We start from the raw sequence: 13,670 nt of genomic DNA, 5'->3' as shown, positions 1-13,670 counted from the left end.
ATTTGTTAGAGCTTACCTTTTCGAGAAGAGCCGGGTCACGAGATGACCTTTCCACAGCCATAGCCCGGAAAGGACCAGAACCGGCACAAAAACATACCGGAACATCGGCAAGTATTGGGCGACCTCCTGCTGCGGTCCATAGATGAAGCCGAGGATCGGAAGGCCGAAGAGAATGTGAATCCAGCGGAAGACGATGCGTTGCGTTCCTGCGCTCATGGTTGGTTTCCTTGGTTTGAGAGAACGGTGGTGAGTTTCTCCAGCATCATCGCCCAGCCATACTGGGCGCCGCCGAAGGCTTGCTTGCCGCCGGGCTGCGAGAGATCGAAGCCGGCGTGCTCGAAGAGGAGGCGAGTGCCATCGCCCTCGGACTCCAGCCGGAAGCTGACCCGGGTATTCTCCACCGGGCCGGCGACCGACCACGAGAACATCAGCCAGCCGGGTGGCTCGCATTCCAAGACCTCGCAGCGCACGATCAAGCCCTCGAAGCCGACCTCGGGTTTCGGCGGGACTTGGAAGGTGAAGGGGTGGCCCACGCGCGGCTCGAAATCATTGGGATACATCCAGTCCGCCAGGGCGTCGCGGTTGGCGATGGCTTCCCAGACCTGCTCGCGCGGCTGGGGAAGGTGAAGTTCCCGTTGGATCGTGTTGTTGATCATTTCTCGTTCTTCTTTGAGAGGTGGTTCTGGAGGCGTTGGAGGTGGTCGTCCCAGAAGCGCTCGTAGTGGGCGATCCAGTCGCGCACCGGGGCGAGCTTCTCCGGGACGAGACGGTAGCGGCGTTCACGACCGTGCCGCCGCTCGGTGACCAATCCGGCATCGAGCAGGATCCGGAGATGCTGAGAGACCGCTGGCCGGCTCATGGAAAAGTGCGAGGCGATCACGCTGACCGAGCGCTCGTCGTCCGTGAGCTGATCCAGCATCTCACGCCGCGCGCGGTGGCTGATCGCGTGAAAGACGTCGGGCTCGAAATCGGAGGTGATCTCCATGGCGGGACAATAGGTAAGCTATAGCTTACGCGTCAAGCCGAAGTGATGCAATGGAATGAAAATTGGCGGAAACGCGGCCGAAACGACCGGGTCGGAGCCCTGCCCTCGTGTGCAGCACAGCGGCACTGAGAGGCCTTCAGTCTAGTGAAATGCGATAGTCGAGCGCCCGGCGACTTCCTAGCCACCCTGCTGCCGAAGACTGGCGGCCACCTCTTGGGTGACGTCTTTTCCACCGCCGAAATTCGAGATGAACCCTCCGATCGTGTAAATGGGTCCCCACGGGATTCTCCACCATCACTCCGGCCAAGTCCGTTCGGCGGGAAGGTTTTCGACCTTGTTGTCGCGGATGACGGTGTGGTCGCAGCTTCGAAAGTCGAAGGGCGGGCGATTCCACGACTTGTAATTCGTGTTGTAAGTCACGCGGTTGCCGGTGAAGGCGAGGCCATCGACCGAGATGGCGAAGACCAGCGGGACATCGAAGGTCTTGAAGTCATTGTCCTCGATGCGGACGTTGCGGTGATAACGCGTGGTCTGGTCCTTGAGGTCGGGCACTTCCGGATAGGCGGCGATGAGGGCCTCGGTGAATTGGTAGCGCGAGGTCAGGTTGTCCTCGAAGAGGTTCTTGCGGATGAGGACGTCGTGGCAGGCGCCGGACTCGAACCAGCCATTGGCATCGCCTGCGAGCAGGATGGCGGAGCCGGAGGAGCGCACGAAGCGATTGTTCTCCACGAGTACGGGACGGTTCGTGGTGAAGAGCGCGCCGCGGGCCCGGTTGTTGGTGACCGTGTTGCCGCGGAAGATGACCTCGGGATGCCAGTCCGGATTCTCAAGCGCATCGCCAGCGGCCACGGCGTCGGGCACTGGCGTCTCGAAGGTGAAAAGGATGTCCTGCGTGCTGAGCCGGCGGATCCTGGCAATGCGACGCGTCTCACCATCGGTGAGCGTGCTGGCCTTGATGAAGCGGAGGCTTTCGCCGGGCAAGGCGATCTCAAAGCCCACGGCCTGCTCGTGCATGTAGCGGCAGCGCAGCGTGTGCGCGTCGACCTTTTCGACGATATGTAGGCAGGTGGCGTGGACGTTGATGGCATCGTCCATCATGCCGGAATAGAGGCCGTTTTCTTCGACGATGAGGCCCTTGCAATTCGAGTAGTGAGTGGCGTCGGCGTTGGTGGAGAAGTGAAGGCCGGAGCCGGGCGCGGGGTGAGTACCGCCGCCGGTGACGCGGATGTTTTCGGAGCGCTGGGCGAGGATCCCCATGCCATGCGCGGCGTGGATCGGGCAGTCTTCCAAAACCGTGTCCTTTGCGCGGTAGAGCACGAATGCCGGATGCGGACGTGAGGGGCCTTGGCGCAGGGTAAGCACATCACCGGTGCCGATGCCTGACTGGGCGATGTCCTTTTCCACCCGGTAGCGCCCTGGAGCGAGCATGGTGAGCGGGCCGCCGAAGTTATAATCAGCGGTTTCCGGCGCGATCATGCCATTGGAGGCCTTGAAAACGATGCCGCCCTTTCCGGCCGGATTGGCCCAGCCATCGCCGCGGAAGGTGAACCAGCCGTTGCGCACCTCGTGCGGGAACTTTTCCGGATCCACCGTCATCTCATACCAACCGGGACCGGTAGCGGTGACGATGCCCTGCGCGAGGTGCGGGATGACGTAGTCGACCGCAATACCGCGCACGGTGACCTTTTCCGAATCCTGGATGAGAAAGGGCGCCGGCGAACCGTGGAAGAGGAAGGTGGAGCCGGAGCCATCGAGCGTGACGTCGCGTAGATCGACAAGTGGCACGGACACCGGCTGCCACTCCGGTTGGTCGTGATTCGAGACATGATAGTGGCGCTTCAGCGCGCCGGTCTCGTGGAAATGATAGACCCCTTTCGCAAGTTTCAATGTGGAGCCTGGCGAGCTGCGCAAGGCAGCCAGAGCGAGACGAAGCGCGGGCGTTTGGTCCTTTTCATCGCCTGGCGTGAGGCCAAACTCTTCGCTGGAAAAGATCTTCGTAGGTCCGGCATCGGGCGTGTCTCCGGTCGTCCATTTCAGGTCCAGCCAGTCGGCGTGGTCGTAGCTATTGCCATCGAGCGCATCGGCCTGGAGATAGAGCCGGCGGTGGGTCTTGGCGGAGACGGCGATGTCGAAGACAGCTGGTGCGTCACCTGCCTTCATCACCGGGGACTCCCACAATACGGCATCGCCGGAAAGGATGCGGAAGCGCACCGATCCCTTGCCTGCGCCGACTTCTTCATCCACGCCAGCCGCACCGGAGAAACGCGCGGTGCCGGCGGGCACCGTGACAGGGACCTCGGCGGAGGCATGCGAACCGAGCCCGCTGGCAAAGGTGTTCCCGCCCGAGCGCAGCGGATTGCCATCAACCGAGAGATCCCGGCGCAGCTCGCCATAACTTTGGTTCGCCACCGCCAGGTCGGCGTCAGTGACAGCGGGTTCTGCGGCGGCTAACGGAGCTGCGGCAAAAAACAAGCGCAGGACGACGGGACGCATTACCTCTCAATGCCCGCCTTGAGGACGAACCACGCCGGATTCAGATGTCCGAGCGGGCCGCGGAGCTGGTCGATATCCGCGGCAGGGCCGTGGAATTCGAGGCGGGTAAGATCGGAAATGGTGAGCATCTGGCCGAGGATGGCGCCGACGTTTTCCAAGTGGGCGAGCACTCCGGCCGAGCCGACGTAGCCCTCGCGGCAGAAGACCTCATCCTCGTTCACGGTGAACTCGTAAAACAGGCACAGCGGCTCGCTTTTGGTTTTCGCGACGAATTCGCGCATAAGGCATTCTGCCTGCTCACGCTTGCCGGCATGAACTTTGAAATACGGGTGAATGGTGACGAGGTTCTGGGGAAGGCTCATAAGTTGGCCCGAACTCTCGCCAATTCGTTCGCCTCGGCAAGCTGGTTTGCTAGGGCAATTTCTCCCCGTTCCCAGCCGCCGCCCCCGGCGTCCGCCATCACCTTTTCCTACCCGGGGGAAGCTTTTTGATGACATTTTCCCGCCCATTCTTAACCTCCGCGCCGGGAGCCTGAGGATTGCCTTCGCCGTGAACCTTTGTTCCTAATTATCAGTCATTTGACGCCCTGCGCCGCTTGATCTCTCCGTGAACTCCCATCGATCGATTTAAGAAAATGCACCTTTATCAGGACTACTTGGCGGAAATTGAGGAACGCAAAGCCGCGGGCTTGCATCCCAAGCCCATCGATGGCGCCGAACTGCTGGCTGAAATCATCGCCCAGATCAAAGACCCCTCCAACGAGTACCGGAAGCAGTCGCTCGACTTCCTGATTTACAATACCCTTCCCGGCACCACCAGCGCGGCCGGCGAGAAGGCCGCCTTCCTCGAGGAAATCATTCTCGGCAAATTGGTCGTGGAGGAAATCTCCCCCACCTTTGCCTTCGAGCTGCTCTCGCACATGAAGGGCGGGGCCTCCATCCAGACCCTTCTCAATCTCGCACTCGGCGAAGATGCCGGCGTTGCCAAGCAAGCCGCCGAGGTGCTCAAGACCCAGGTCTACCTCTACGACGCCGATACCTCGCGCCTCAAAGCTGCCTACGACGCTGGCAACCCGGTCGCGAAGGACATCCTTGAGAGTTACGCCGCGGCCGAGTTCTTCACCAAGCTCCCGGACGTCCCGGAAGAAGTCCAGGTAGTCACCTACATCGCGGCCGAGGGCGACATCTCGACCGACCTTCTTTCCCCCGGCAATCAGGCTCACTCCCGCTCCGACCGCGAGCTGCACGGCAAGTGCCTGATCAATGCAGAGGCTCAGGAAACCATCCAGGCCCTGCAGAAGCTTCACCCCGGCAAGAGCGTCATGCTCATCGCGGAGAAAGGCACCATGGGCGTGGGTTCTTCCCGCATGTCCGGCGTCAACAACGTCGCGCTCTGGACCGGCAAACAGGCCAGCAAGTACGTGCCCTTCGTGAACATCTTCCCGGTCGTCGCGGGCACCAACGGCATCTCCCCGATCTTCCTCACCACCGTCAGCGTCACCGGCGGCATCGGCCTCGATCTCAAGAACTGGGTCAAGAAGACCGATGCCGAAGGCAAGGTGGTCAAAGACGCCAACGGCGAGCCCATCCTGGAGCAGTCCTACTCGGTCGAAACCGGAACCGTCCTCACCATCAACACCAAGGAGAAGAAGCTCTACGGCGATGGCAAGGTGCTGGCCGACATTTCCTCTGCCTTCACCCCGCAGAAAGTTGAGTTCATCAAGGCGGGCGGCTCCTATGCCATCGTCTTCGGTAAGAAGCTCCAGACCTTCGCGGCCGAGACGCTGGGAATTGAAGCCCCCGTCGTCTTCGCTCCCGCCAAAGAAGTTTCCAATCCGGGACAAGGCCTCACCGCCGTCGAAAAGATCTTCAACCGCAACGCCGTTGGCACCACTCCCGGCCTGACCTTGCACGCCGGTTCCGACGTTCGGGTCAAAGTCAACATCGTCGGTTCACAGGACACCACCGGCCTGATGACCTCGCAGGAGCTGGAGGCCATGGCCGCAACCCTCATCTCGCCGACGGTCGACGCCGCCTACCAATCCGGCTGCCACACCGCTTCCGTTTGGGATAAGAAGGCCCAGGCCAATATCCCGAAGCTGATGTCCTTCATGCAGCGCTTCGGGCTCATCACCGCCCGCGACCCGAAGGACGGCTATCACGCCATGACGGACGTCATTCACAAGGTGCTCAATGACATCACCGTGGACGACTGGGACATCATCATCGGCGGCGACTCCCACACCCGCATGTCGAAGGGCGTCGCCTTTGGCGCGGACTCCGGCACCGTCGCCCTGGCTCTCGCCACCGGCGAAGCGACCATGCCCATTCCGCAGTCGGTCAAGGTGACCTTCAAGGGCACGCTCAAGCCCTACATGGATTTCCGCGACGTGGTTCACTCCACCCAGGCGCAGATGCTGAAGAAATTCGGCGAGAATGTCTTCCAGGGCCGCGTCATCGAGGTCCACATCGGCACCCTTCCTGCCGACCAGGCCTTCACCTTCACCGACTGGACCGCGGAGATGAAGGCCAAGGCTTCCATCTGCATTTCACAGCCTGAAACCCTCATCGAATCCCTGGAAACCGCGAAGCACCGCATCCAGATCATGATCGACAAGGGCATGGACAATGAAACCCAAGTCCTCCAGGGCCTGATCGACAAGGCCGACAAGCGCATTGCCGAGATCCGCTCCGGGGAAAAGCCGCCGCTCGCCCCCGATGCGAACGCCAAGTATCACGCCGAGATGGTCGTCGACCTCGACATCATCGACGAACCGATGATCGCCGACCCCGACGTCAACAACGAGGACGTCTCCAAGCGCTACACCCACGACGTCATCCGCGGACTCTCCTACTATGAAGGTAGTAAATCGGTTGATCTCGGCTTCGTCGGCTCCTGCATGGTTCACAAGGGCGACCTCAAGATCGTCGCCAAGATGCTCAAGAACCTCGAGCAGGCCCAGGGCAAGGTGGAGTTCAATGCACCTCTCGTGGTCGCCGCGCCGACTTACAACATCATCGACGAGCTCAAGGCCGAAGGCGACTGGGCCATCCTCGAGAAGTATTCCGGCTTCGAGTTCGACGACAACGCGCCGAAGACCGCCGCCCGCACCGAGTATCAGAACATGATGTATCTCGAGCGACCCGGCTGTAACCTCTGCATGGGCAACCAGGAGAAGGCCGAGAAAGGAGACACGGTCATGGCCACCTCGACCCGCCTCTTCCAAGGCCGCGTCGTCGAAGACACCGACCGGAAGAAGGGCGAGTCCCTCCTCTCCTCTACGCCCGTCGTCGTCCTTTCCGCCATCCTCGGCCGCACGCCGAGCTTGAATGAATACAAGACCGCCGTCGAAGGCATCGACCTCACCACCTTCGCCCCACCGGTGAAGGAGTTGGTGGCCGCCTCCTAACGTAACGGACTGCGGGTCATCAGCCCGCCCCGCTTTATCGGCTCTTGGGTCTTCGAGGCCCAAGAGCCGCTTCTATTGGGAAATGAACATGACGCCGCGAGAGTTCAAAACACGATTTCAGAAGGCTCAGGAGCCAGCACCTGAAGGTGTTGATCTCGATTTGGGGCGGTTTCGCGACTTCCCCCGAGAACGAATAGAGGAGTTGAAAATTGACGAGGCATCAAAAGCTCTTCTGCGAGAAGTTGGCCTCCCGGAGGAGGCGGCTCCGTTCCTTTCGTTTGGGGATGGCCCAGATAAAGTCCTAAAGAAATTATCCTCCGCGTCCTCATTTCTGGATCGCGAGTTTGACCGCTACAGGCTTTTGGGAAGCAATGGTTCGGGTGATTTTGTCTGCATAGACGAGAGTGACGGCAGTGTCATCTACCTGAATCACGATTCGAATATGAAGAGAGTCTTTATCAATTCATCGGTACTTCAGTTTGCAGAAAGTCTCTGCTTGATGGCTGAAGCGATTCAGTCCGACTTCGCTTTTGATTTCGGTCTCGCTCTTGCTCGCATCGATCCCGCTGCTCTCAATTTGGACGCGATGTGGCCAGTCGAGTATGAGATGATCAAAGGATCAATGGGCTGAAGTCCAACAGTCCGAGGTAGCCTGACTTTGAGGGCGCTCGAGAGTGATTTTTGGCTGTTCTCCCGCCGCGGCTGACCGGGCTGCAGGATGCCTCTGGAAGTTTCATACCGCTGTTGTATAGGTAGCTTCCCATGGACACGCTTCGCACGTTCAAAACCGGCTCCGGCGCCGACGGCAAATTCTACTCCTTGCCCGCGCTGGCCGAACAAGGCTTCCCGAACCTTTCCAAGCTGCCGGTGTCCATCCGGATCGTGCTGGAGTCCGTGCTGCGCTGCGTGGATGGCCGCAAGGTTTCCGAGAAGGACGTGGCGAACCTCGCCAACTACAACGCGAAGTCCCCCGGAGACTACGAGATCCCGTTCACGGTCGCCCGCATTGTGCTTCAGGACTTTACCGGCGTGCCGCTCCTCGTGGACGTGGCCGCCATGCGTGATGCCGCCGTGAAGCGGGGTGCCGCCCCGGAAAAGATCGAGCCACTGGTGCCCGTCGATCTCGTGGTCGATCACTCGGTGCAGGTTGACTTCGCCGGCTCCCAGCTCTCGCTCGACCGGAACATGGCGATCGAATTCATCCGCAACCGCGAGCGCTACGAATTCCTCAAGTGGGGCCAGCAGGCATTCGAGACCTTCTCCGTGGTGCCTCCCGGCATCGGCATCGTTCATCAGGTGAATCTGGAGTACCTCGCGAAGGGCGTGCTTTCGAAGGACGGCGTCTACTATCCAGACACCCTCGTCGGCACCGACTCCCACACCACCATGATCAATGGCTTGGGCGTCGTCGGCTGGGGTGTCGGTGGCATCGAGGCGGAAGCCGGCATGCTCGGCCAGCCGGTGACCTTCCTCGTTCCGGAAGTCGTCGGCGTCTATCTGACCGGCGAGCTGAAGGAAGGCGTGACGGCGACCGACTTGACGCTGCGCATCACCCAGATGCTCCGGAAGCATGGCGTGGTCGGCAAGTTCGTCGAGTTCTTCGGCCCCGGCACCAAGGCACTCAGCCTGCCCGACCGCGCCACCATCGCGAACATGGCGCCCGAGTACGGCGCCACAATGGGCTTCTTCCCGGTCGATGAGGAAACCATCGCCTACATGCGCGGCACCGGTCGCTCCGAGGAGCTCTGCACCACGGTAGAGAACTACTACAAGGCGCAAGGCCTGTTCGGCATCCCGGACAAGGGCGACTGTGAATACACCGACCTGTTAGAACTCGATCTTTCCACGATCGTTCCGTCCGTCGCTGGTCCGAAGCGTCCGCAGGACCGCATCGATGTGACCGCCTTGCGTGAGACCTTCGACACCTTGTTCAGCGCGCCGGTGGCCAATGGTGGCTTCGGCCTCGACGCCGCCCAGCGCGAGACCCGCGTGAAGTTGACGATGCGCGAGAAGGCAGGCGTGTCCGTCGACTCGCTGCTCGCCACCGATGGCAACCATCAGCCCTTCGAAGGCGGCCCGCGCAACGAAGTCGAGATGGTTTCCAATCGCCCGACGCCTGATGCCGTCGATCCCGATCTTTTCCCCGGCGGCCCGCAGGACATGGAGCTGACGCACGGCTCGATCCTGATCGCTGCCATCACCTCCTGCACCAACACCAGCAACCCGAGCGTGATGATCGCCGCGGGTTTGGTGGCGAAGAAGGCGAATGCACTCGGTCTCACCGTCGCGCCCTATGTGAAAACCTCGCTGGCTCCCGGTTCACGCGTTGTCACCGATTACTTTGAAGCGACAGGCCTCCAGAAGGAACTCGATCAGCTCGGCTTCCAGACGGTCGGCTACGGCTGCACCACCTGCATCGGCAACTCCGGCCCACTACACCCGTCCATTGAAGGAGCGATCACCGAAGGCAGCCTCGTCTGCGCCTCGGTGCTTTCCGGCAACCGCAACTTCGAGGCCCGCGTCCATGGCTCGATCAAGGCGAACTTCCTAATGAGCCCGCCGCTCGTCGTCGCCTACGCGCTTGCCGGTCGTGTCGATCTCGACCTGACCACCGAGCCGGTCGGCAATGACAAAGATGGCAATCCCGTCTTCCTCAAGGACCTCTGGCCGAACCATGAAGAGGTGAAGCAGCAGCTCGCCGCCGCGCTCAAGCCCGCCGTCTATCAGAAGCTCTACGGTGACCTCGCCTCCGCGAATCCGAAATGGGCCGAAATCTCCGGCACCACCGGTGCGACCTATTCCTGGGATGAGAAGTCGACCTACATCCAGAGCCCGCCCTTCTTCGAAGGTGGCGCGACGGTCACCGGCGACATCCTCAACGCTCGCCCGCTCGGCATCTTCGGCGACTCCGTCACCACCGACCACATCTCGCCCGCCGGTTCGATCAAGGCGACCTCGCCCGCCGGCAAGTACCTCATCGAGAACGGCGTCGAGAAGGCCGAGTTCAACTCCTACGGCGCACGCCGCGGCAATGACCGCGTGATGACCCGTGGCACCTTCGCCAACGTCCGCATCAAGAACCTGATGTGCCCCGGCATCGAAGGTGGCTACACCCAGTACTTCGGTGACGCGGAAGTCTCCAAGCCCGACCAAGCGATCGAGGCTTACGAAGGTGCGAAGCCGACCTTCATCTACGATGCCTCGATGGCCTATCAGGCCGATGGCACCAAGCTGATCATCATCGGTGGCGAGGACTACGGCATGGGTTCGTCCCGCGACTGGGCCGCCAAGGGCACCCGCTTGCTCGGCGTCTCTGCAGTGATCACCAAGTCCTTCGAGCGCATCCACCGCAGCAACCTCATCGGTATGGGCGTGCTCCCGCTGAACTTCATCCACGCGGATGACTACGACCGCGTGAAGGGCCTGACCGGCGCGCGCTTCGATATCACCGGCATCGGTGGCGAACTGAAGCCGATGCAGGACGCTCTGCTCGTCTGCCACCTACCCGACCACTCGCGCGTGGAGTTCCCGCTGAAGGTCCGCCTCGATACCCCGGCCGAAGTCGACTACTACCTCGCCGGTGGCATCCTACCCTACGTGCTGGACCAGATCTTGGCATAAGGCTCGTGAGGAGCGGCGACACTCATGTTGCCGAGGTTTCGAGGCCGCTTCCGGCAACGGAAGCGGCTTCTTGCGTTCTTCCCCGCGGTTGCTCAGCTTCATGACATGTCATGGCTCCGCGTCTTGATGATTCTCTTTTGCGCCGCGGCTGGAATCGCGCGAGCCTCCATCACCGCCGCATGGAAGATCCCGGTGGAACGAGTCGCCCCGTCATACGCGGATGCTCCGCCTCTCGCAAAGCCACCGGGTGATTCCGCGTTCTTCCAACCGGGGGACAAGATTTGGGACCTTTCGAAATGTATCTATTGGAACGTTCTGGATTTCGCCGGTGTTGGAGAAAGCGATCTCTCCAACGGTCCAGCACCCGGTGAAGTGAAAATCGATTGGAAAGGGGACTGGATCGTGTGGAACTCGCGCTCGGGCATGATCGTCGCCCGCGGCTCGTGGCACGATGTGCTTGTCGCCGAACAGGTGCTGAGATGCGACGAGCTGCCCAAAGTGATTCGCACCCGCATCGAAGTAAAGGGAACTGGAAAGCCGCGTTCTCTGTCGCTCATCTCGCGCAGTGGAGAAAAAGCCTCGCTGGAAATGAATGAGCTTCTAGCGGAAGTGGAAACCACCTCTTCCAGTGACGGAAATGCCTGTGACACCCAGTTTTTCGTGAGCTGGCCTGCGGAAGACAGTCACTGGACTTGGGAAGTAAAGACTGCCGTCACGCTTGGGAACGGAAGTCCCTGTCAGATCGCTTGCCAAGGCACGAAAGACCAGCGTTGGGAACTTGTGGTCTCTACTGAGGAGGAGCTGATGGATGGCACTCCCTCGAAAGAATTCTGTTGGGTGGAAACGCCCGATGGTCTGAGGGCTTGGTCGAATTCTGGTGTGCGCGGAAAACCACTGCGAAAGCAATTGGATGCGAACCGCTGGCTCGGAATCTATCCGATGGCCAAGGGTTCCGCTTCCCATTTTCTGGCAGAGGCTCGTTCGCGGCCGGGGCCTGACGTCACTGGGCCGGAACTTGCGGAATGGACCCGGATGCCCTTGCTCAACATCAGGCCGGTGTTGGAAGAGCGAGGCGTTGCCTTTCGAAATGAGCGTGATTGTGCGTGCATTGATCCGTTGACGGGAACGGCGTTCGTCTTGGCCGATCAAGTGACTCAGGACCTCGCAGAGTATTTGTTTGCCAGCGTTCTCGACGGCGAATTGGTACCGCCGATCTGGATAGAAACCAATCCGGAGTCGGGCGGCTGGGGCTTGGCATCCCGGTCGGGCGAGCGGGCTGAGATACGAAGGTCCAGCAGTGATCCGGGAAACCAGCTGCTCTTCCGCAGCGAAGCCACCGAAGGAGGCGACGGAGTCATCTTCGATCTCGGCTACGCGATCGATGTCGTCTCGGGAGACGTGAAGATCGGGAAGCTGGAAGCAAACACGACGCTCACAAAGGACAAGCCCCAGGTCATCGGCAGCGGCACTGCGCCAGATGGCAAGGAGGTGAAGGTTACCGTAACCGTGTCGAAGCCACCGTCGAACTAGCATCGTTCACTGCGCCTTGATCAAGGCCACGGCATCGGCCGTGGCTTGGACCAATGCCTCTCGGGTCTTCGGTGGATTCGCAAGTGGTGCAGGCGGGGTGAAGGCCGAGCCGAGCATCGATTTCGCGTAGCCGATCTTCAGCGCGTAGTTCACGTTCTGATTGATCTCCAGGCCGCGCGAGGAGACGCCGCTGCCGAGGGTAGCGGAGACGATGCCGACGACCTTGCCAGTGCCATCGACGAGCGGGCTGCCGGAGTTGCCGGGCTGGATCGGAACACTGATCTGGAAGTAGCGGCCATCATCATTCGCACCGGAGAGCGAGCTGACGCTGCCTTCGGTGAACTTCGCCGAGCTGCCCTGCACCGTCACCTGGGGGAAGCCCACGGTGAAGACCGGCTTGGCGAGGCCGATGCCTTTCTCTTCACCCAGCGGCAGCCACTTGGTGTTTTCGGCTTCCACCTTCAGCAGGGCGACGTCGTTGGTGGCATCGAACTTCAGCACCTTGGCAGGCACGAACTTGCCACCGACTTCCACCTCGATCTTGGTGCGGTTGGCGACGACGTGGTTGTTGGTCAGCATGTGACCGCTGGCCGTGATGAAAAAGCCAGTGCCGGTCGCGATGCCCACCGGCTTCTTCGCAGCCTCTGCCGCATCACCGTGGCCGCCGGCGGTGAGCAACGCGGTGGAATCCGTGGTGAATGACGGGACGGTCCGCTCGGCTCCGTCCGTGCCGACGTAAGTGTATTTGCCCACCACGTAGACATCCTTCTCAAATTTCATCCCGTCGATGTAGGGCTTGGTATCGCAGGAAAGCCACGCGACCTCGACGGTGATGACCTCCGGGACGGTTTTGGTGGTGAAGCCCTTTACGATCTTCGGCTTGCGGTTCGGCTGGAGGGTGGTTGGGCCGTCTTCCTGCACGGTGTAGGGGACCTTGATCTCCTTGGTCTTGCCGGTGGTGAAGCCAGCGGGGGAGAGCAGGATGCCGCCTTCCTTCACTTGGAGAATGATGCCGACGAGCTTGGTAGCGCGGGACTTGAGGAAATCCGCGCCTTTCTCACGATTCGCGGCCTCGTTCTCCGCGACCGTGGTGTTCTTGCGGTGAAGCTCCGCGTCCTCGGCGTTCAGGCCCAGCTCCGCCACCAGTTCGGGGGGCAGGCGCTCGAAGGGAATCTTGGCGATCCCGCCCTTGTGCATGATGCGGATGCCATCCGGCTCGACCTTGCGGATGATCACGTCCTCGTAGTCCAGCAGCTTGTCGAACTTCCGCCCTTCCTGGGCAAAAGCGGCGGATAGGGTGAGCAGGATGGCGAGCGCGCGTGGGAGGTGCGACTTCATGACTGCCACTGATATGTTCAACCCGGCCTTCAAGGTCAAGACGGAGCCGGACGCCTCTTTTACTACTGGGAAGTTGTTTTTGCCACCGGCCCAACGCCCGGTTCGGGGAAAAAATCCCTCCGCAAAATTTTCCTCAGAATCTTTGAACGTCTGAAAAACTGAAGGGTCTATGACTATGAAGACCGCGCGCTGCGTGAGTTTTCATGTAAGGGTGAACAGCAATAAACGTCAGCTTCCTTAGTCCATGGGTGTGGGCAGGGAAAATGATTCAGGCCGCCAGGGGTGGGACCTTGG

Annotated in this window: 10 protein-coding genes; 4 read left to right on the top strand and 6 right to left on the bottom strand. The window is 60.8% G+C overall.

Annotated features, from left to right (window positions below):
• Nucleotides 1-12 precede the first annotated feature (12 nt).
• The 5 genes from WKV53_RS11165 to WKV53_RS11145 form a co-directional block, all read right to left on the bottom strand.
• Nucleotides 13-216 (bottom strand): hypothetical protein, encoded by a 204-nt coding sequence (locus tag WKV53_RS11165; RefSeq protein ID WP_341404667.1) that lies wholly within the window; start codon nucleotides 214-216, stop codon nucleotides 13-15.
• Nucleotides 213-656: an SRPBCC family protein gene (locus WKV53_RS11160; protein WP_341404666.1), complete on the bottom strand. Its 444-nt coding sequence runs from the start codon at nucleotides 654-656 to the stop codon at nucleotides 213-215. The genes WKV53_RS11165 and WKV53_RS11160 overlap by 4 nt, the downstream gene beginning before the upstream one ends.
• Nucleotides 653-985: an ArsR/SmtB family transcription factor gene (locus WKV53_RS11155; protein WP_341404665.1), complete on the bottom strand. Its 333-nt coding sequence runs from the start codon at nucleotides 983-985 to the stop codon at nucleotides 653-655. Before WKV53_RS11155 ends, WKV53_RS11160 begins: the two co-directional genes overlap by 4 nt.
• A 294-nt stretch (nucleotides 986-1,279) precedes the next feature.
• Nucleotides 1,280-3,478, bottom strand: a complete 2,199-nt coding sequence (locus WKV53_RS11150) for an NPCBM/NEW2 domain-containing protein (RefSeq protein WP_341404664.1) — start codon at nucleotides 3,476-3,478, stop codon at nucleotides 1,280-1,282.
• The gene (locus WKV53_RS11145; RefSeq protein WP_341404663.1) at nucleotides 3,478-3,840 is read right to left on the bottom strand and encodes a putative quinol monooxygenase; all 363 of its coding nucleotides are present in this window, start codon (nucleotides 3,838-3,840) and stop codon (nucleotides 3,478-3,480) included. The genes WKV53_RS11150 and WKV53_RS11145 overlap by 1 nt, the downstream gene beginning before the upstream one ends.
• A 272-nt stretch (nucleotides 3,841-4,112) precedes the next feature.
• Here WKV53_RS11145 and WKV53_RS11140 point away from each other — a divergent pair, with 272 nt between their 5' ends.
• The 4 genes from WKV53_RS11140 (at nucleotide 4,113) to WKV53_RS11125 (ending at nucleotide 12,038) form a co-directional block, all read left to right on the top strand.
• On the top strand, nucleotides 4,113-6,887 hold the full coding sequence (locus WKV53_RS11140; protein WP_341404662.1) for a bifunctional aconitate hydratase 2/2-methylisocitrate dehydratase: 2,775 nt from the start codon (nucleotides 4,113-4,115) through the stop codon (nucleotides 6,885-6,887).
• Nucleotides 6,888-6,975: 88 nt separating this feature from the next.
• A complete protein-coding gene (locus WKV53_RS11135) occupies nucleotides 6,976-7,518 on the top strand; it encodes an SUKH-4 family immunity protein (RefSeq protein ID WP_341404661.1) in 543 nt (180 codons plus the stop codon).
• Between the two features lie 131 nt (nucleotides 7,519-7,649).
• Nucleotides 7,650-10,508: an aconitate hydratase gene (locus WKV53_RS11130; protein WP_341404660.1), complete on the top strand. Its 2,859-nt coding sequence runs from the start codon at nucleotides 7,650-7,652 to the stop codon at nucleotides 10,506-10,508.
• 105 nt (nucleotides 10,509-10,613) lie between these two features.
• Nucleotides 10,614-12,038, top strand: coding sequence for a hypothetical protein (locus WKV53_RS11125; RefSeq protein ID WP_341404659.1), 1,425 nt, complete (start codon nucleotides 10,614-10,616; stop codon nucleotides 12,036-12,038).
• Between the two features lie 6 nt (nucleotides 12,039-12,044).
• Here WKV53_RS11125 and WKV53_RS11120 read toward each other — a convergent pair whose 3' ends face one another.
• The gene (locus WKV53_RS11120; protein WP_341404658.1) at nucleotides 12,045-13,376 is read right to left on the bottom strand and encodes a S1C family serine protease; all 1,332 of its coding nucleotides are present in this window, start codon (nucleotides 13,374-13,376) and stop codon (nucleotides 12,045-12,047) included.
• Nucleotides 13,377-13,670: the final 294 nt, after the last annotated feature.

The organism is Luteolibacter sp. Y139 (genome assembly GCF_038066715.1).
Lineage (GTDB): Bacteria > Verrucomicrobiota > Verrucomicrobiia > Verrucomicrobiales > Akkermansiaceae > Haloferula > Haloferula soli.
The sequence above is the reverse complement of the archived record's forward strand: the minus strand, read 5'-3'. Positions and strand labels throughout refer to the sequence as shown.